This window comes from Streptomyces sp. NPDC028368 (assembly GCF_055565615.1).
The window spans coordinates 93,739-112,557 of sequence record NZ_JBVHTY010000017.1; the positions used below are offsets into that span (position 1 = coordinate 93,739).

Here is an 18,819-nt window from a genome sequence, read left to right on the forward strand (position 1 = left end):
TGACGCGATGCCCTGATGCCTTGGTGCCCCGGTGCCCCGGTGGCCCACCGGGGACGACATGTGACTCAGAAGAAGGTTTTGTCCCAGCTGTCCGTTCCGATGGCGCGGATGGCGTTCTCGAAGCCATTGGCGATCCGCTGGATCCCGGCGTCGCCGGAGATGAAGATGTCATCATTGTCGGCCAGCAGCACAACGTCTTCGGTATCCCAGGCCGTACCGATCAGCACGAGGGGCCGGCCGATGCGCTTCGCGTCGATGCGAACGTTCCGAGGGAGGGCATGCGTGGCATCCAGGGTCCTCTCTACCGAGGTCGTGAGCTCTACCTCGTGCTGCCGCCACATCCAGGTCACGGTGAGTTCCCCGTAGTTGGCCAGGAAGTCCCGGAGGCGAGAGGTGACTTCGTAACCGTCTTCGGCGTATCGGCGGCAGACGTCCTCAACGTCCAACGGACCGGCTTCAAGGCGCGTCTCTCCCGCAACGGCAGCTCGCAGCCGCTGTACCGCTGGACGGTCAGGGGTGTTGTTCATCCTGTCAGGACCTCTCCTCCGAAGCCGGGCACCCATGTCTTGCAGTTGTCACACATGGGGAATTTCTTTCCCTTTGTGTTGATGGTCACCAGGTCAATGTTCTTCGGGTCCGCGCCGTCCTTGATCGCGTTGGTGAACATCCGTGGTTCACCGCAGACGTTCGCCGGGCGGCCCGCTTTGTGGTGCGATTCCTCGGGCATCGCGTCAATCACTGCCTGCTCGTGGCCGGTGCCCGGACCGCTCTCCCCGTAGTAGACCTTACCGGTGGTCCGGTCCTTGCCCGCAGCGTAGGCACCCGGGGGCTTCTCGTCCTCGGCGAGGCCGTCCATGACCTTTTGCTTCCGCTGATTCGCCAGGTCCATCAGCTCCTTTTTGAGCGGGTTCACCTGGTTTTGCGCCATGAGGCCGAGGGGGTCGCACCAGGTGTGGGGGTTGTGGACGTAGGCGTCGGGGTTGGGCGCGGGGCTGAGGCCGAGCGGGTCGGGGCTGGTGTACCGGGCGGTTTGGGGGTCGTAGTAACGGTTGAGGTTGTAGTGGAGGCCCGTCTCGGGGTCGAAGTACTGGCCGGGGAAGCGCAGCGGCGTCTGGGTGGTGTTGCCGGTGGCCCAGGTGGTGTCGCCCCAGAGGGTCGTCGTGGCCCGCCAGGCGATGGTGTCGGTGGCCGTGTCGACGAGTTCGGTCGGGGTGCCGACGAGGTCGGTGACGATCGCGAAGAAGCGGCGGTCGATCTGGTCCTGCGGGGTGTCGGCCGTCGCGGGGGTCGTGATGGTCTCGGTCTGGGCGAGCGGGTGCAGCCCTCGGTGATCCCAGCTCATGGTGTACGGCCCGGGAAGGTACGGGGCGTGGGTGGTCTGCTCGGCGAGCCTTGAGCCGTCCCAGGTGAAGTCGGTCCGCTCCTCGACGGTGACGCCGTCCGCGGCCAGGCGGTGTTTGGCGATCCGGCGGCCGAAGGGGTCGTAGAGGTAGCGCCAGCGCGTGCCGTCGGGCGTGGTGACGTGGGTGAGGCGGTCTTCGGCGTCCCAGGTGTAGTGCCAGGTAGCGGGCTTTTTCGAGAGGCGGGTGACCTGGCGCAGGGTGGTGCGGCCCGCGGTGTCGTTCTCGTAGCGCACGCGGCCGGCGGTGCTGAGCTGGGTGCCGCTGTACGTGCGGGTGCCGACCGCCGCCTGCGTGGCGCCGGTGGTGGGCCAGTCCGCGGCGGTGAGGTTGCCGGCCGGGTCGTAGGCGTAGTTCTCGGTCCAGGTGGCGGCATGGACGGCGGTGACGCGTCCGGCGGCGTCGAGGTCGAAGGTACGGGCACCGCTGAGCTGGTCCTCCACCCCGGTGAGGGCACCGTCGGCCCGGTAGGTGTAGTCGCGGCGTTGCAGTACCGACTGCTCGGACCGGAGGATCTGGCCGGTGAGGCGGTGTTCGGCGTCCCAGGCACTGGCCAGGGTGAGACGTTCGCCGATGGTGCGCTCGTTTTCGCGCCCGGCCGCGTCGTAGGCGAAGTCGAGCCTGCCGCCGGGGGTGGCGAGGGAGGTGCGGCGACCGGCCCGGTCGTAGGTCCAGGCGCTGGTGTGACCGCTGGGGGTGGTGCGCCCGGTGCTCCGGCCGAGGACGTCGAGGGTGTGGGTGAGGGTGAGGCCGTTGACGGCCTCGCTGATCAGGTTGCCGAGGGCGTCGACCGTGCGGAGCACATCCGCGTCCGGGCTGGTGGCCCGGATCAGGTGCCCGGCGCTGTCGTAGGCGTAGCTCGTGATCGCCCCGTCCGCGTTCTTCGCCACGAGCTGACCGAGTACGTCATAGGAGTACTGGATCCGCTGTCCCAGCGGATTGGTACGCGAGACGATCTGGCCGGCGGCGTCCAGTTGGTAGCCGACGGTCCGGCCGTTGAAGTCGGATTCCGATATGAGCTGGCCGGCGGGGTCGTACGTGTAATTCCAGGTCTGTCCCAGGGCGTTGGTGACCGCCACGAGCTGCATATGAGCGTCGTGGCTGAAGGTGAGACGGGTGCCGTCCGGGTCGGTACGGGCAGCGAGGGTCGCGAAGGGTGCGTACTCGAAGGTGCTGGTCTGGCCGAGACGGTCGGTGTGGGTGAGCGGATTGCCCTCGGCGTCGTACGTCCAGGTCTCGACGGTTCCGTCGGGCGCCGCGTACGACGTCAGCTTGCCCTCGTTGCTCCAGGTCAGCCGGGTGATGTCGCCCAGCTGGTCGGTGATGGCGACAACCCGGCCAAAGGCGTCGCGCTCGTACCTGCTGGTGGCTCCGGCCCGGTCGGTGACCTCGATGGGTAGGCCGGCGGCGTTGCACCGGATACGCGTGGAGTGGCCGAGGGCGTCGGTCACGAAGGCCAGATGCCCGGACTCGTCGTAGCCGTAGCGAGTGGTGGCCCCGGTGGGGTCGGTGAGCGAGGTGCGGCGGCCCGCCTCGTCGTAGGTCTGCTGCCAGGTCAGCCCGCCGGGCCTGGTGATCAGCGTGGGCCGGCTCGAATCACCGAAGTAGGCAGCCGTGGCCTGCTCGCCGTCCGGACGCGTGACGGAGATGAGGCTGCCGGTGTCGTCGTAGGCGAACCGGGTGGTGCGGCCGAGCGGGTCGGTCTGGGAGAGCAGGGTGTCGTACTCGTCCCGTTCGAAATATGTGGTGTTCCCGAGCGGGTCGGTCTGAGCGACGACCTGGGAGTGCTCGTTGACGTGGTGCCGGGTGGTGTGGCCGAGCGCGTTGGTCTCGGAGTGGACCTTGATGCCGGTGTCCGGGTCCGGGGCGCCGTACTCGAAGTGGAACCTGAGCGTACCGTCGGCGCACCCTTCCTCCACGACCCGGTTGAACTCGTCGTAGGTATAGAGGTACCGGGTGCCGTTCCGGTCCGTCCAGGACAGGATCCGGCCTTGAGCGTCGTTGGCGAAGAGCAGCGGGCGCCCGGAGGAGTTGTAGACGGCGGTCAGGTGCCCGTCGGTGTAGCCGTACCGGGTGAGCAGCAGATCGCGGCCGTCCTCATCCGCTCCGGCCAGGTGCAGCGCGCTGATGCGGCCGGCGTCCACGCTGACCAGGATGCGGTAGCCACCGGAGTGCGTCATGCTCAGCGGTGCGCCGTCGGCAGCGTAGGCGAACTCGACGCGGTGGCCTGCCCGGTCGCGTATTCCGGTCAGCAGGGCCGTCTCGCCATCGGGCCGGCGGGTGAATTCCCGGACCAGGCCAGTGGTGACGTCGGTCAGGGTGTAGTCGCCCGTGAGGCCGTCGCTCTCGAGGTCCAGGCGGGCGCCGGCCGTCGCCTGGGCAGGCTCGTCGGGCGTCGGGTGCGGGTATGCCTGCGCGGTCCGCTCCGCGCTGAGGTAGACGACACCCTCGTCGTCGATTTCCAATCGCTCGTCGAAGGTGCAGACCCAGCGCGGGCCCATCCAGCGCCCAGCCTGGTAGCCGGACTCGAACGACCGCCTGAACAGCGGCGGCAGCGCGCCGGGCAGCGACACATCCGTCTGGTCGATGAACATCCGCCCGGTCGCCATGTCGACCGGCTCACCACCGGGACAGACGGACTCCTGCGGCCGACCGGCCTCGCGTGGGTTCTCCACCTGTTCGCGGCCCCGGCCTCCGGAGGATGCACCGCTGCCGGGCCGGCCGCCGCCCTTGCCCGTGGCGTGGGGCGCGTGCGGCATGTCCTCCTTGCCGCCCTTGAGGATCTTGTCGAGTTCCCGGGCGTGCTTGGCGTCGTTCTCTGCGTGGTTCCTGGCGACCTTTTTCAGCCGGTCACCCGCCCCGTGGTACAGGTCCTGGACGGCCTTGCCCGCGTCCTTTCCCAGCGTCTTGGCCAGCTTCTCCGCGCCGTGCTCCAACGCCTTGACGATCGGATTGCTCATTCGAAGCTCACTCCCGCAGCCTTCGTCTCGAATTCCGCGGCATGCGAGGCCACGGTCTTCGCGTGTCCGCGCAGCAGTTCGGCGCGCGCGTGCATCTCCTCCGGATGGATGGAGAAGCTCGACCCCGCACCACCCCCACCACCGGCGGAGACACCGAGGGCGGACTCTGCGGCCTGGAAGACCATGCCGCTCACCGCCTTGCCGACCACCTCCACCAACGGGTTGATGGCCGCCTCGATGACCTGGCCGATGATGTGCTGCTCCAACTGCTGCACAAGGAAGTCCATGAGCTTCTCGGCCGCCGCGATGACCAGCGCCTCGGCCGCCTCCGCGATCCCGAGAGTGACGACCGCGGCCGCCTGGTCGGCCACGAACGTGATGGCCAGCACGGTCAGTTCGGCGATCGCCTCCACCTTCATCGCCACGATCGTGTCCGCCGCGATGTCCAGAGCGGACGCCACCGTGTGACAGGCGGTCACCAGCTCCGTCATGTGACCGTCGGACAGCTGCCCCCACTTGGCCAGCAGAGCGTCATACGACGCGCCCTGATACACGTCCGCCAGCTGCTTGACCGTGACGGTGGAGTCCTTGTGGGTGTCATCCACCTTCTGCGCGAAGTCCCGCACGTGAGACGCGAACTCGCGGACCTTGTCCTCATTGACGTTCGGCCAGTTCACTCCGATGAACTGAAGGAACGACACCACCTGCTCAGGCAGCTCGATTGCCATACTGCTCCCCCCCTGGTCATAGCCATGACAGCTCATCAGAGGCAATTCAAGAAAGAGCAATGAAGGTGCAAAAATAGAGCCCAGGAACGGCCATAAATGCACCTAACAGGAGGGGTCTTTCGCTCCGCCTGGGACCATCCGCCCGTCGACGTTGCCACCGCCTTCCCACATGTCCTCGGCCACCCCATTTCGGCCTCGGAAGTCTTGTTGCACCGCAACCGATGTCTCTGGAGCGCCCAAGCCTCCTCGAGGATCCTGCGAGCGACCTCGCGCTCCTACTCACGGCTTTGCCACGCCGGGTGCCATGCCCTGTACCGGTCCACCCACTCGTCCTGCGGCACCTCGCACACCCGCAGAAGCCCCCCTCCGCGGGCAACGAGGACATGCCACGCCGATCGCACCGCCCAGACCCACTACAAGTTGGCACCCCTCCTCGGGGATGCCTTGTCGCCGCCGAGGTGGTCCGGTCGGGTGCCGGGGCGTGCTCCTTTCCCTGGCACCCGTCGCGGTCTCCGGCATGCTCCGGCGGCGAGCCGGTGAGCGCGGCAGGACCCTCCGATCCGTGCGGTCCTGGCGTCTTCCTGTGCCTTGCGGGCGTGGCGGTGTCGCCGCCCGTATCGTGCGCTCATGACTGCCACGCCAACTATCGCCCTCCCCCGCTCCGTACACGGAGTAAAGGTGCACTCCCGGCAGACGACTGGCGCGTGCGTCCCGACGTTCGGCAGGGTGGAGCTGGACTTCGAGCCGGTACCCGCAGGGGTTGTTTCCTCCATCGAGTTCGCCTGCACCGCGCAGCCCGAACCGGCTCCGGAGTTCGAAGAATTCCTCGCCGAAGGCGTCATGCGAGAGCTGGCCGGCGCGGAGAGCGACGACCCCGACGCCCGCCGAGGCGCGCCCGTAAGCGCCCGGGTCATCGTGCGGGCCCTGTCCTGGCACTGGGTCGACACCTGCGAGCTGGTCTTCCTCCGCCTGGGCGCCCTTGCGGTACGGGAGGCGCTGTCCTGCGTGGCAGAGGACCGTGAGCCGCATCTGCTCGAGACAAGGGTCAGGTTGGTCTTCTGACCTTTCCTCGGCCGGCGACGACGCACTTCAGTCCGTCGAGAGAGGCACATCACGGATTGCGCAATCGCGGAACCTCCAGCCCAACTGCCGTGCTGCGCAGCCCGGTTGAGCTTGAGCCAGTAGGTCGCGCCCGCATTCCATCACGGGGTGCGACACAGGCGCTTGAGCCGTTCCGGCTCGTTCCAGGGCGTGTTTCGACAGCGGATCAGTAATACCTGGTTGCCACCTTCGCCCCCATACTGCAGGGATGCAGTCGACGATGATCAGACGTGCCGCCGAGCAGGATGCGGAGCTACTTGGCGATGAGCATCGGCCGCCTCCTGGTGGAGCACATGATCGGTCAGGCCGGGGAGGCCGGGCTGAGTGACGTGCGTGTCGCTTCCCATCCCCCGGCCGAGAGGTTCTACCGCCGTCTGGATGCCGAACGGATGGGAACGGTTGCCCCGTTGCCGCCGAAGGTGGCCTGGGAGCGGCCAGAACTGCGGTTCACCATCGCCCGGTGAGTTGCGGCCGGGGCCGTGAAGTCGTCATCGCCACTCTTGTCTTCCGGGGTTAGCGCAGTGCGGCCGTGACCAGCCCCCGGATCTCCTCCTCGGGCACACTCCCGCCGCCCAACAGCCGGTCGAAGACCAGTCCGTCCACGCAGGCCAGCAGGGTAAGGCTGCGGCCTTCGGCGTCCGCTACGCGGTGCGCGGCCAGGAACTCGCGCACGGTGTTCCGGGCGGCGTTCTCTCGCGGTACGAGGATCTCCCGCAGTTCCGGGTGGCGCACGCTTTCGACGGCGCATGCGTAGCGCGCGAGGGACCGCCTCCGCCCTTCTCCCGTGAGCCGCCGTTCGACGAACGCGGCGATCACGGCCGTCAGTTCATCTGCGTGCCGCGGCACCGGCGTCCGCTCCCCCGCCGTCTGCAGCTCCGCCTGATCGCGTTCGACGAGACGCCGGACCAATGCGGTGAGCAGTGCCTGGCGGGTGCGGTAGTACGCGGATGTGGTGCCCGGCGGCATCTCTGCCGCCCGGTCCACGGCGCGGTGGGTCAGTCCTCGCATTCCGGCCTCGGCGAGCACGTCGATGGCGGCGTCGGCGAGAACGGTACGTCGATCTGTGGTCACCACCCCTTTCTACACCTGTAGAGGTAGAGATTTTCTCCACCTGCAGAGACGCGGAAGGTAGGCTCCTTCTACACCTGTAGAAGATCGTGGCAGGGACGTCGAAAGGAAGGGGACTGGCATGGGCAGCAGTGCGGTGGTGGTCGGCGGAGGCATCGGAGGCCTGGCCGCGGCGATCGGCCTGCGCCTGATCGGCTGGGAGGTGATGGTCGTCGAACGCACTCCGGTTCTCGACGACGCGGGCGCCGGCATCTCCCTGCACGCCAACGGCATCCGCGCCCTGGAGGCCCTCGGCGTCGGCGAAGCGGTACGTGCCGCCGCACGGCCGCAGTACACCGGCGGCACCCGTACCGCGGGCGGAGGCCTGCTGGCCCGGATGGACGGAGCGGCCCTGGAGCGCGAGTTGGGCACCCCGATCGTCGGCATCCCCCGCGCCGCGCTCCACCGGCTGCTCCGCGAGGCTTTGCCGCCCGAGTCCCTGGTGGTCGGGGCCGCGGTGACATCCGTCGACCGCTCCGACCCCGCCCGGGTGCGTATCCCCCTGGGGGACACCGTTCTCGACGCCGATCTGGTGGTGGCCGCCGACGGCGTCAACAGCGGACTGCGCACTCAGCTCTTCCCCCGGCACCCCGGCCCCGCCTACAGCGGGTCGACCGTATTGCGCGCCATCACCGAGCACCCGGTCGATCTGCAAACCGACTTCGAGCTGACCTGGGGGCGGGGCGCCGAGTTCGGTCACATCGCTTTCACCGACGGCCGCGCCGAGTGGCACGCCGTCCTCAACTCACCCGTCAACGTGCGCTATCCGGATCCCCTTGCCGAAATACGCCGCCGGTTCGGCCACTGGCACGACCCGATACCCGCGCTGCTGGACGCGACCCGGCCCGAGGCCGTCCTGCACCACGACATCAACGAGCTGGCCACCCCCCTGTCCACCTATGCCGTGGGCCGCATCGCCCTCCTCGGCGACGCGGCCCACGCCATGACCCCGAACCTCGGCCAAGGCGCCTGCCAGGCCCTGGAGGACGCGGCCACACTCGCCGCCGTACTCACCACCGAGCCCACCGTCGAGGCGGCGCTGGACCGCTACGACACCGAGCGCCGCCCCCGCAGCCAGTCCGTCGCCCGCGCCGCCCGCCAGGCCGGCCGAATGGGCCAGCAGCTCACCCACCCACTGGCCACAACGCTGCGCAACACGGCACTCCGGCTGGCCCCGTCCCGCGCAACCGTCCGTACCCTCCTGCGCCATGCCGACTGGACACCCCCGCAACGGAGCTGACCGGACACGTGTGGCCTCGGCGCCGTGGCCTCACCGGCAGGGCGCAGCGCCGGCACCTCGGCCGTGAGATCGCCGCTTTGCGAGATCCGACGGCCGCCACGGAAGGAACCTCTGATCAGCTTGGCCATCAGTCAGAGGGCTGTGACCATCGCGCCGGCGGCAGGTGGATCAGCGAGCGGCGCAGGCATGCCGGTCAACGTCACGTCTCGGTTGGCCTGTCCCGTTAGCCTCGATCTTTCACGACGGGCCGGGTTGCGGGAACCTTGAAAGCAGACCACCTCACGGCCACCGGAGCGTTGATGCGGCTATCCCGCGGGCCCGCAGCAGACGCGACACTCGAGGCGCGGGTAAGCCGGTCACAGTCAGTGTGCCGGGGGAAGGCTGATCCCGGCGCGCTTCAGGGTGCGGATCACCGGTGCGGTCTCCAGGGACCGGACGGCGTCGAATGCGGCCACGCGCTCGGTGAGGTACCGGCACAGGTCATCGGAGTTGCGGCAGTTGACGGCGGCAACGAGATTGCTGGGGCCCGTCGTCATGGCGGCGAAGGAGATCTCGGGGTGTGCGGCCATCTCTCGTGCCACGTTGGCGAGTTCGGAGGGCTGCACGGACATCCAAAGGCGCGCCTGGGTGGGGAAGCCCAGCGAGGCCGGAGAAATGTCGACGGCGTAGGTGAGGATCCCGGCCTGGCGCAGGGTGTCCATGCGGCGTTTGGCGGTGGAGTCCGCCCCGCCCACGGCGGCGGCAAGTTCGGTGTAACTGGCCCGTCCGTCACGAGCGAGGATCTCCAGCATCGTCCGGTCCTGGTCGTCGAGAACCACCGGCTCGGCGTTCGGGGACGGCGGGGTGGGCCGCAGGTGCTCGGCCTGCTCCTCGGAGAGCCAGGCGGCTCCCGCCCAGTCACCGGGCAGAGCCGTGGCGCGCAGCAGCAAGTGTGCGGAGACCGCGGTGACGCGGCTGGTTCTGGGGAGCTTGTGCAGCAGCAGGGCATCGCGGTCGGCGGCGGACGGCGTCTGGACGTTGCAGGCGATCTCCGTTCCTCCGGAGAGGAGGTACACGAAGGACGTGTCCGGCCGGGCGGCCAGGGCGTCGGCGATGGCGCCGGCCGCATCGGGGGTGCACTGAAGCCGGAGCATCCAGGAGGTGTGGCCGAGCAGTACGCCGTTGACGACGCCGACGACCCGCAGCACACCGGATGACCGCAGTTGGCGGTAGCGACGGGCGACCGTGTTTTCCGAAACGCCAAGAACCTCGGCCATGGTGCGAAACGGTGCGCGCCCATCGATCTGGAGGGCATGCACCAGACCACGGTCAACCGCATCCAGGGCGACGGAATTCATCACCACACGCTACCCATTGACGGTTCCCTGCGCGATTCCGGCGTTGAGTGGATCGCACTGCCCGCCATGGCGATCGTGGACGAGTGTCCGATGCGACGAAGAGTTCGGCGCCGGCCGGACTCGACAGACAGGGAGGCCGTCGATGTACGCCAACAGGTCGATGCGCGCCGGCAGAAAGATCCTCGTCACGGGAGCGACCGGGAATGTAGGCCGACAGGTGGTGTCCCAGCTCCTGGCGGCCCGAGCGGGTGAGGTGAGGGCACTGACCCGCACCCCCGATCAGGCCCGGCTGCCGCAGAACGTCGAGGTACGCCAAGGTGACTTGGCCGACTCCGGAGCGCTGGAGTCGGCACTGCACGGAGTGGACGCCGTCTTCCTGATGTGGCCCTTCCACAGCGCCGAACCGGCCGCCGCGGTCGTGGACGCCATCAAGCGGCACACCCGCCGGGTGGTCTTCCTGTCCTCCGGGGCCGTACAGGACGAAGTCGCCCCCGAGCGGCAGCCGCATCCCGTGGGCCGGTCCCATGCGGCCGTCGAGCAGTGCATCGAGCAGTCAGGGCTTCGGTGGACGCGCTTGCGCCCGAGCACCTTTGCCGCCAACACGCTGTGGTGGGCCGATCAGATCCGCGCCGGCGACGTCGTGGAGAGCGCCTACGGCGCGGTTCCCATGGCCCTCCTGCATGAGGCGGACATCGCGGCCGTGGCGGTGCGGGCACTGATCGAGGACGGCCACGACAGGAAGACGTACACGCTGACCGGCCCCGAGGTCCTGACGCAAGTGGAACAGGTCCACACCATCGGCGAAGTACTGGGCCGCCCGATCCGTTGGGAGGAACTCTCCCGGGAAGCGGCGAGAGCACGCCTCCTGGCCGATGACAGCTTCCCCGACTCGTTCGCGGACGCGCTCCTCGACGGCTACGCCGACATGCTGGCAGCCCCACGCCCCGCCATCACCTCCACGATCGAGGCGGTCACGGGCACACAGGCGCGAACCTACCGCGACTGGGTCGCCGACCACGCCACCGACCTCCGCCCAACGCCCTGACGCAGGCCAGCCGGCCAGCTCCAACTCCGGCTCCGGCTCCGGCTCCGCTCGACAACCCCGCTGGCCCAGCACCGCAAACTCGCGCCTGCTGATCACCCGGAGAAAGCGGCCGTCGAACTCGGCCCGGCCGGCAAGCTCTGCACCACCCGGGCCCCCGGGCCACCCGGAACCTCACCGCAACTCAAACCCGCTCGACCTGACTACCTCTTCCAAGAGACCCTATGGGCATGGAGTTCTTCTGCTACCACCGCGACCGGCCCGGCTCCGTACCGCTGCGCGACGAGCTACTGGAAGAGCATTGGTCCTATATGGACCGGTACGCGAAGGAGATGATCGCCCGGGGCCCGACCCTCACCGGCGACGGCGACACACCCACCGGCAGCGTGCACATCGTCGACCTGCCAGACCCCGCCGCCGCCCGCGCGTTCGCCTTCGACGAGCCCAACTACCAGGCCGGCGTGTACCGGGACGTGCTGCTGCGCCGGTGGCGCAACACATTGGGGCGCACCATGTGGGACTACCCCGGCGGCCGGACCGGTGGCAACCGATACCTGGTGATCGGCCTCGGCACGGGGCATGCCGCCGACCTCGCGGTGCCGCCCGACCGGGACGAGCTGATCGCCTACGGGCCGTTGCTGTCCGACGATGGCGTCAGTTGGCTGGGCACGGCGGCGTTGGTCCGGGCGCCGGACCCGGACACGGCACGCGCCATCCTGACCCCGGACCGGTACGCCGACATCGAGGTGCACAACTGGCAGTTCGGCGGGCGGCCTTCATAACAACCCGAAGACGTCCAGGCCGACGTCACCGCCGAAGCCCTTCGGATCGCTCAGCATCCTCGTGTCCCCCTCTCTGTTCCCAGCGGTCGCGGGGACGAGGACGCCGTTTGCCTGGAGGGGTCGTAGACGCCCTTGAGCGGGCCGGTCAGGAGCTCCACCTCTATGTCGTGGTGCCGCAGGTCCTCGGCGACGATGACTGGGCCCATCTCCCACGGGTGGCCGGGGCCACGGTCAGCGGGGGTGCGGACTTCGAGCTCGGCGCGGAGCGCGGGGACGAGCGTGAAGCGCGGGGTGTGGTGCTTCGGGGCGACTTTGCCGCCGCGGGTGCGGCAGGTGCTTCCGGCGGGGAGCGGAACAGGTGGGGAATTCGGCAGGGATCTGTCAGGCAGCCGGTGATCGGCCCGCGGCCTCCGCTCGATACCGCCCCGGTGTCGTACCGAACTCCCTGTCGAAGGCGTGTGAGAGTGCGTACGGGCTGCCGTAGCCGACTTGGCGGGCGATGGTGGCCAGGGTGTCTGGGGTGTCGCGGAGCAGGGTGGCGGCCAGGGTCAGGCGCCACCAGGTGAGGTACGCCATCGGAGAGCGGCCGACCAGACTGGTGAACCGGCGCGCCAGGGTGGGACGGGAGACGCCCGCCTCTGCGGCCAGGCGGTCGTTGGTCCACGGGGCGGCCGGGTTTGAGTGCAGGGCCCGCAGGGCGGCGGCAGTCACCGGGTCGCCCAGTACGCCGGGCCAGGCTCCGCTGGTGGCCTCGGTCATCCAGGAGCGGATCATGTAGACGAGCAGCAGGTCGAGCAGGCTCGGAAGCGCGATGCAGGACCCGGGCCGCCTCGCGTCCAGCTCACCGGCGAGCAGGTCGATGGCGGCGCGGAGTTCGGGGTGGCTGCCTACTCGGCTGGGAAGGTGGACAACCTTGGGAAGCTCCGCCATGAGCGGGTGTACGCGGCTGCGGTCGAGCCGGTACTTGCCACACAGCATCTCCACCCCACCACGATCAGACCGGGTTCGCGGGCCTGTCCCCGCAAGCCATTGCCCGAACGGCACCGCCCTCTCCACGGCCGGCGCATCGACTGGGGAGTCGGCGATCACATGGCCTGTGCCATGGGGCAGCAGCACCGCGTCACCCACGCCGAGGGAGACCGGGTCACCGCCGTCGGGCAGCAGCCAGCAGCTGCCCTCCAGGACGACGTGGAAGCCCGCGCCGTCGTACGGGTCCAGCCTCGCGCACCAACTCCCGCCCACCCGTACCCGGTTGGACGAGGGGTGCCCGAGGCGCACAGCAGAGATCGCGTCGCTCACCACATCCATCAACGCAGGGTATCGCCCGCCTGAGGTGTGAGACGGATGAGCATTTCCCTGAGCAGAATACGCATTGAGCCGCTCGGCCGGCCGTTCTTAAGGTCGAGCACATGACGAACGAGAATGTGCAGAGCATCGTGCTGGGGGATGTCGAGGTCATCCGGGTCGTTGAGTGGCAGGGCCCGTTCACGCCTGCCCGCGGCCTGGTTCCGGAGTCTGCCGCCGATGTGTGGAAGGACAACGAGGACTGGCTGGCGCCGGACCACTGGGAGCCGGACAGCGACCAGGCGGTGGTTGCGCTGCAGACCTGGGTGCTGCGCAGCGGTGGGCGGACCGTCCTGGTCGATACAGGGGTCGGCAACGGGCGTGAGCGACCCGGTTCGCCGCAGTTTCATCACTGGCAGGGTGATTTTCTCGGGCTCCTGGCAGCGGCCGAGGTCCGCCCGCAGGATGTCGACGTCGTCGTCAACACCCACCTCCACGGCGACCATGTCGGCTGGAACACCGTCGACGCAGACGGGGAGTGGGTACCGACGTTCCCCAACGCCACCTACCTCATTCCGGCCGCCGACGACTTCCATTTCGGTCCGGACAATGCGTACGGGAACGGGCTGCGGGAGGACGACCGCCTGGTCTACGAAGACAGCATCGCGCCCGTCCACCAGGCCGGACAGGCCGTGCTGTGGGATGGCCTCCACCGCATCGACGAACACCTCACCCTGGAGTCCGCGCCAGGCCACACTCCCGGCTCGTCCGTGCTGCGACTCGCATCGGGGAGCGACCGGGCGGTCTTCGTCGGAGATCTGCTGCACAGCCCGGTGCAGATCCTCCAGCCCTCCTGCAACAGCTGCTTCTGCCTGACCCCGGAACGAGCGGTGGCCAGCCGCCGTCGGATTCTCCAACGGGCAGCTGATGAACGGGAGTTGGTCGTCCCTGCGCACTTCGGTGGTGCGGGTGCCGTGGAAGTCCGACGGGAGAGCGGTGGGTTCGCCCTCGGTCCATGGGCAGCCGCCGGCACGAAATAGAGAGCGTCAGTCTCTGACGGCGACACGCACCTCATCCTCAGCGAACAGGTCGCGCTTGTCGTCCAGGGCGCTCACGATGCCGAGCCCGCCGCGCACGTCGCACAACAAGCGGAACGACGTGCGCAGACTCGGCCTACCGGACGGCTTCTTCAACGCTTGTTCAGGACGTGGCTATCGAAGCGGCCCTTCCTCGTCGACAAGCACGGTGGGCGTGGCACGGAACACGTCGGCGTTCGCCGGGTCGTAGGCGATGGTGAAGGGGCCGCACACTCCTCCGACCTGCGGCGCGCCCGTCACTCAACGTTCGGCGAGAACGCTCAGGCTTCGCTGCGAGAGGTCACCTTGGCGGCGGGGCCCGGGGTGCTGTGTCGAGTGAACGCCCACAGCATGAGCCCGAGGCAGCTGAACGCGGCGCCCAGCGCGCATACGGCGCCCCAGCCGGCCACCGTATAGAGGGAGGTCGCGGCGATGGCGCCGGTGGCGCTGCCGATCGAGTAGAAGACCATGTATCCGCCGATCAGCCGGCTGCCGGCGTCCGGGTGCAGCGCGTAGATCAGGGTCTGGTTGGTGACATGGACCGCCTGCACGGCGAGGTCGAGAAGAATCACCCCGACGACCAGGGCCCAGAGCGAGTTGCGGGTGAAGGCCAAGGGCAGCCATGAGGCGGCGAGCAGTGCCAGGGCGATGCCGGTGGTCCGCCCGGAAAGTCCGCGGTCGTTCAGGCGGCCCGCCACGGTCGCGGCCAGGGCACCGGCGACACCGATCAGCCCCAGCGCCCCGATCGCGCTGTGGGGCAGGAAGTACGGGGCCTCGCTGAGCGGCAACGCGACGCTGCTCCACAGGGTGCTGAAGGCGGCGAAGATCAGCAGACCGAACAGGGCCCGGAGCCGCAGCAGTCGTTCCCGTGCGAACAGGGTGATCGTGGAGCGCAGGAGCTGTCCGTAGCGCAGGTTTGTCGGCGGAGCGTCACTGTGGCGCGGCAGGACTCGGTACAGGACCAGGGCGAGCAGAGCGGTGAGCGAGGCCGAGGCGAGGTAGATGGAGCGCCAGCCCGCGAGATCGGCCATGAGGCCGGATGCGGTGCGGGCGAGCAGGATTCCGATGACCACGCCGCTGGTGACCAGACCGACGACCCGTCCGCGCCCGGCGGGAGGGGCCAGTGATGCCGCGAAGGCCACCAGCGTCTGCGTGACGACCGCGAGAAGTCCCGTCGCAGCCATGCCCGCGAGCAGGATCGCTGCCGTGTGGGCGGCGGCCACCACGGCCAGCGCCACCACCAGGAGCAGCAATTGGGCCACGATGAGCCGTCTGCGGTCGGTCACGTCTCCCAGCGGCACGAGGAAGAAGAGTCCCAGCCCGTATCCGACATGCGTGAGGGCGACCACGCTGCCGACAAGCGCCGGGCTCATGGCGAGGTCGTGGCCCATGGTCACCAGGAGCGGCTGGGAGAAGTAGACGTTGGCCACCGCGGCCCCGCAGGCGACGGCGAACAGGATGACGACGCCACGGGACAGGACGAACGCGGAACCTTCCCCACTTCGGGCCCCACTTCGGGCCCCGCTTCGGACCCCACTTCGGACCCCGCTTCGGGACTCGGTCCGTCGTGTCACAGCTTCACCGTTGCCGGGCATCAGCACACTCCTCCGCAAATTCAGTTGCATCTTGCTACCAATGGTGACGGCGACGGTAGCCTTCTTTGGTAGCATGTTGCAACCATCGTGAGAGTGAGTGAGGGAAGCCATGGTGACCAGGACGCGCTTCGACGACAGCGAATGTCCCGTTGCCCGGTCGGTGGACGCGATCGGCGACTGGTGGTCCCTGCTGATCGTGCGAGACGCCTTCGACGGAAGCCGGCGCTTCGGGGAGTTCCAGCGCAGCCTCGGCGTGGCGAAGAACATCCTCACCGCGCGTCTGCGCACCCTGGTCGCCGGCGGTGTCCTCGAATCCGTCCCCGCCTCGGACGGCAGCGCCTACCGCGAGTACGTACTGACTCCGAAGGGCAAGGCGCTCTTCCCCGTCATCGTGGCACTGCGGCAGTGGGGCGAACAGAACTTCTTCGCCCCCGGCGAACCACACTCACAGTTGGTCGACCGCCGACAGGGACATCGCCTCCGCGCACTGGAAGTGCTGTCTGCGGACGGGCGACGGCTGAACCCCGACGACACCACCGTCCACAAGATCTCCACCCAGTGACCTGAGCCGGAGCCCCGGTGCCGGCACGCCGCTCTGTCGATGATTCCGAGACCGGGTGAGGGGCCTGGGCAGCCTGTCGCTCCGGCTCGTCCAGGACGTCTTGGAGCATCAGGGTGTTCACGTAGGCCAGGGCCGACTGCGAGATTCTGAGGCAGAGTACGAACATCTCCCGCTCGTCGCGCATCTCCCGCTCGTCGCGCCGGTTCGAGGCGATCTCCCCGCCCTTGCCGTAGGCGATCACGGTGCAGTTGATCGGCTGCGAGTGGATGGCCAGGGACTTCTTCTCCCCGTGCCAGTAGATGAGCACGCCGCGGCCCGGCATTCGCGTACCGGGCCACCAGCGCCAGGGCCTCGATCACGGGCCGGTGGGCATGGTTGGAGGAGCGGAACTCCAGCACTTCCAGCTGCCTCGCCACCAACTATCAGGCAGCACTCCACATCGCCGGAATCTTCCTCTGGCTCAAGCCGTGATCCTTCAGACACGCCCTAGTTCGACTGGCCGATCGGCCGGACCACCAGCGTGTTCACGTCCACGCCGCGTGGCTGGGAGATCGCCCACACGACGGTGTCCACCAGGTGCTCGGCGGAGATCATCGGGCCCGCCGCGTCGGCGCCGCCGGGGCGGTCGTCCCAGAACGGCGTCCGCACCCGGCCCGGCGCGATCAGCGTCGTGCCGACCCCGTACCCGGTCGTCAGCATGCGAACGTTCTCCGCCAGCCCGGTCACCGCGAACTTCGTCATCGAGTACAGGTTGCCGGGCGTGTTCTTGAACCCCGCCACACTCCCGATCAGCACGATCCGGCCCTGCGACGCCTTCAGCGCCGGGAGCGCGGCCCGCACCAGCAGTGCGGGACCCAGGACGTTGGTGAGCACCATGCCCCGCCACTCCTCGGGGTCGCCGGTCTCGACGTTGCCGTTGGTCGAGTACCCGGCGTTGGCGATCGCGTAGTCCAGCCGCCCGAACGCGCGCACGGTCTCCTCGACCGCCGACGACACCTGCCCCCAGTCCGCCGCATCCCCCTCGAACGTCAGCAGCCGGTCGCCCGCGCCCGCCTCCGCCGCGGCCTCGGCCAGCACGGCCAGCTTCTTCGTGCTCCGCCCGGTCGCCGCGACCCGGTGGCCGAGGCTCAGCAGGCGGCGCACGGTCTCCGCCCCGATCCCGCTCGATCCGCCGGTGAGGAAAGTGACGGGCGCTTCGGTGCTCTCGATGGACACGTTCCCGTTGGACATGGTCTCCCCCTGTACCGGTGCGATGCGCGCGGAGTGCGGCGCCGTCGCTGCCCCGACGCTAGATCGTCCCGAGCCCGCGCGTCCACGTCATTGCCGATCACGGACACTGGAGGCGTCTCCCAGCGCTTCACCCAACAGGAAGTTGAACGCCTGGAGCGAACGGTGGGTACGGCCGACGACGCGCGACGGCAGCCAGAACGCGCCGGAGCGACACCGCCGGGCGCCACACCGAACGCGCCGTGGCCGGGCCTGCGTTGTGGGTCTTTTCGGATCAGGTCGCGTCACGCCGGGTCCTGACGGCCGTCCTTCTGCGTGTCATCCTGCGTGTCATCGCAGGGGGCAGCCCCGCAGCTCGTGCTCGGTGTACGCGCAAGGGGCTGCGACGCCGCGCTTGCGAGGGCCGCCAAGACCAGCAGCGACGGCGGCCGACGGCGGCCATCGGCGTTCAGATGGAGCGTGGCGGCCGAAGCCGCCGCGCGAACGGCCCAGACCCTCGCGTCGTGGACCACCTCCACCAGGCGGGCAAGCAGGCTCAGCCACGCCGACCGTCTTCCACGGGCCGAACCGCTTCGGCAGGTCCCGCCCCTGCGCTCCGGTCCCCACCCGGTGCAGGATCCCATTGATCATCTGCCGATGATCCCGCCAGCGACCACAACGCCCATTGCTCACCGGCAGGATCGGCCGCGACCACCAGGGCACGCTCTGGCTCACTCCGGACGAACTCACCGGGCTCATCGGGGAACTGGTCGCGGTCCTGCAGTCCGCCTCAGCAACGAGCCGGCGCCGGGCCGCGCGCCGTACCTCCTCAGCCCCTCCTCTTCCTTGCCGAGCCGCCGAGCCGCCGGCACCCTGACCGAGCAGGATGCCTCGGGGACCGCGCTGCCACCGCGATCGCCAGGACAGTGGCCAGGCGATGGCTGAGAAACGCCACCGCGGTGGTAATGAGCCGGTTCGCGTGGACATGCCGGTGGGACTCACCGGGGCAGCCGGTTGCCCCGGGCAGTCTGGCTGCGTGCTGCAGGGTGCTTACGGGCTGAGCCGGCCTCAGACGACGCCGAGATGGCTCAACATGGAGGGAATCAACCCGGAGTCCTCGGCATCGCTGGGGTCGTCGCCTGTGGGCATGTTGGCGGGGGCGTTGGTGGGCGCGGGGATGGGAGCAGCGACTGCGGCGCCTGCACCTCCAAGGATGGCGGTTGCGGCGAGCGCGGTGGCAGCGAGTGCGGTACGGATTCGCATGGTGTTCTCCCGGTGCGAGGGAATGGTCGCTCGGAGTATCCCTCGACGCCAAGTGACAAAAACGCCTTTAACTCGTAGGTAGCAACAAAAGCGCTCTCAGGTGCTTTCAGGTCGGTTTATCCGACCGCTGCCGCTG

At 68.9% G+C, this 18,819-nt stretch carries 16 protein-coding genes and 1 pseudogene; 7 read left to right on the plus strand and 10 right to left on the minus strand.

The annotated features are described in order from the left end of the window. Positions 1-65: 65 nt before the first annotated feature. The 3 genes from ACZ4S3_RS32130 to ACZ4S3_RS32140 are packed head-to-tail and all read right to left on the minus strand — an operon-like array spanning position 66 to position 5,088. Positions 66-527, minus strand: coding sequence for an SUKH-3 domain-containing protein (locus tag ACZ4S3_RS32130; RefSeq protein WP_467940601.1), 462 nt, complete (start codon positions 525-527; stop codon positions 66-68). After that, positions 524-4,360, minus strand: coding sequence for an RHS repeat-associated core domain-containing protein (locus ACZ4S3_RS32135; RefSeq protein WP_467940603.1), 3,837 nt, complete (start codon positions 4,358-4,360; stop codon positions 524-526). The genes ACZ4S3_RS32130 and ACZ4S3_RS32135 overlap by 4 nt, the downstream gene beginning before the upstream one ends. After that, positions 4,357-5,088: a WXG100-like domain-containing protein gene (locus ACZ4S3_RS32140; protein ID WP_467940605.1), complete on the minus strand. Its 732-nt coding sequence runs from the start codon at positions 5,086-5,088 to the stop codon at positions 4,357-4,359. Before ACZ4S3_RS32140 ends, ACZ4S3_RS32135 begins: the two co-directional genes overlap by 4 nt. 627 nt (positions 5,089-5,715) lie before the next feature. Between ACZ4S3_RS32140 and ACZ4S3_RS32145 the strand changes: the two genes are divergently transcribed. Together ACZ4S3_RS32145 and ACZ4S3_RS32150 are read left to right on the plus strand one after the other, a co-directional pair. After that, positions 5,716-6,150: a hypothetical protein gene (locus ACZ4S3_RS32145; protein ID WP_467940607.1), complete on the plus strand. Its 435-nt coding sequence runs from the start codon at positions 5,716-5,718 to the stop codon at positions 6,148-6,150. A gap of 302 nt (positions 6,151-6,452) precedes the next feature. Continuing rightward, positions 6,453-6,653, plus strand: a complete 201-nt coding sequence (locus tag ACZ4S3_RS32150; RefSeq protein ID WP_467940609.1) for a GNAT family N-acetyltransferase — start codon at positions 6,453-6,455, stop codon at positions 6,651-6,653. A gap of 49 nt (positions 6,654-6,702) precedes the next feature. Here ACZ4S3_RS32150 and ACZ4S3_RS32155 read toward each other — a convergent pair whose 3' ends face one another. Further along, positions 6,703-7,260: a TetR/AcrR family transcriptional regulator gene (locus ACZ4S3_RS32155; RefSeq protein ID WP_467940611.1), complete on the minus strand. Its 558-nt coding sequence runs from the start codon at positions 7,258-7,260 to the stop codon at positions 6,703-6,705. A 118-nt stretch (positions 7,261-7,378) separates the two neighbouring features. Here ACZ4S3_RS32155 and ACZ4S3_RS32160 point away from each other — a divergent pair, with 118 nt between their 5' ends. Then, positions 7,379-8,536, plus strand: a complete 1,158-nt coding sequence (locus tag ACZ4S3_RS32160) for an FAD-dependent monooxygenase (RefSeq protein WP_467940613.1) — start codon at positions 7,379-7,381, stop codon at positions 8,534-8,536. 362 nt (positions 8,537-8,898) lie between these two features. Here ACZ4S3_RS32160 and ACZ4S3_RS32165 read toward each other — a convergent pair whose 3' ends face one another. Further along, positions 8,899-9,873 (minus strand): Lrp/AsnC family transcriptional regulator, encoded by a 975-nt coding sequence (locus ACZ4S3_RS32165; RefSeq protein WP_467940615.1) that lies wholly within the window; start codon positions 9,871-9,873, stop codon positions 8,899-8,901. A 142-nt stretch (positions 9,874-10,015) separates the two neighbouring features. Between ACZ4S3_RS32165 and ACZ4S3_RS32170 the strand changes: the two genes are divergently transcribed. Together ACZ4S3_RS32170 and ACZ4S3_RS32175 are read left to right on the plus strand one after the other, a co-directional pair. After that, complete coding sequence (locus ACZ4S3_RS32170) at positions 10,016-10,918, plus strand: NAD(P)H-binding protein (protein WP_467940617.1); 903 nt, start codon at positions 10,016-10,018, stop codon at positions 10,916-10,918. A gap of 227 nt (positions 10,919-11,145) precedes the next feature. Then, complete coding sequence (locus tag ACZ4S3_RS32175; RefSeq protein ID WP_467940619.1) at positions 11,146-11,697, plus strand: YciI family protein; 552 nt, start codon at positions 11,146-11,148, stop codon at positions 11,695-11,697. A 381-nt stretch (positions 11,698-12,078) separates the two neighbouring features. Here ACZ4S3_RS32175 and ACZ4S3_RS32180 read toward each other — a convergent pair whose 3' ends face one another. After that, a complete protein-coding gene (locus tag ACZ4S3_RS32180; protein WP_467940621.1) occupies positions 12,079-13,005 on the minus strand; it encodes an AraC family transcriptional regulator in 927 nt (308 codons plus the stop codon). A gap of 101 nt (positions 13,006-13,106) precedes the next feature. Between ACZ4S3_RS32180 and ACZ4S3_RS32185 the strand changes: the two genes are divergently transcribed. After that, positions 13,107-14,021, plus strand: coding sequence for an MBL fold metallo-hydrolase (locus ACZ4S3_RS32185; protein ID WP_467940623.1), 915 nt, complete (start codon positions 13,107-13,109; stop codon positions 14,019-14,021). A 317-nt stretch (positions 14,022-14,338) separates the two neighbouring features. Here the strand turns inward: ACZ4S3_RS32185 and ACZ4S3_RS32190 are convergent, their stop codons facing one another. Beyond that, on the minus strand, positions 14,339-15,652 hold the full coding sequence (locus ACZ4S3_RS32190; RefSeq protein ID WP_467940625.1) for an MFS transporter: 1,314 nt from the start codon (positions 15,650-15,652) through the stop codon (positions 14,339-14,341). A gap of 109 nt (positions 15,653-15,761) precedes the next feature. Here ACZ4S3_RS32190 and ACZ4S3_RS32195 point away from each other — a divergent pair, with 109 nt between their 5' ends. Continuing rightward, positions 15,762-16,214: a winged helix-turn-helix transcriptional regulator gene (locus tag ACZ4S3_RS32195; protein WP_467940627.1), complete on the plus strand. Its 453-nt coding sequence runs from the start codon at positions 15,762-15,764 to the stop codon at positions 16,212-16,214. 486 nt (positions 16,215-16,700) lie between these two features. Here the strand turns inward: ACZ4S3_RS32195 and ACZ4S3_RS32200 are convergent, their stop codons facing one another. The 3 genes and pseudogenes from ACZ4S3_RS32200 to ACZ4S3_RS32210 all read right to left on the minus strand — a co-directional run bounded on the left by ACZ4S3_RS32200 (position 16,701) and on the right by ACZ4S3_RS32210 (position 18,683). Then, a complete protein-coding gene (locus tag ACZ4S3_RS32200; RefSeq protein ID WP_467940629.1) occupies positions 16,701-17,444 on the minus strand; it encodes an SDR family oxidoreductase in 744 nt (247 codons plus the stop codon). A gap of 543 nt (positions 17,445-17,987) precedes the next feature. Then, positions 17,988-18,179, minus strand: a pseudogene (locus tag ACZ4S3_RS32205) (transposase); the annotation flags it as partial. 309 nt (positions 18,180-18,488) lie between these two features. Then, the gene (locus ACZ4S3_RS32210) at positions 18,489-18,683 is read right to left on the minus strand and encodes a hypothetical protein (protein ID WP_467940631.1); all 195 of its coding nucleotides are present in this window, start codon (positions 18,681-18,683) and stop codon (positions 18,489-18,491) included. Between the last annotated feature and the right edge of the window lie 136 nt (positions 18,684-18,819).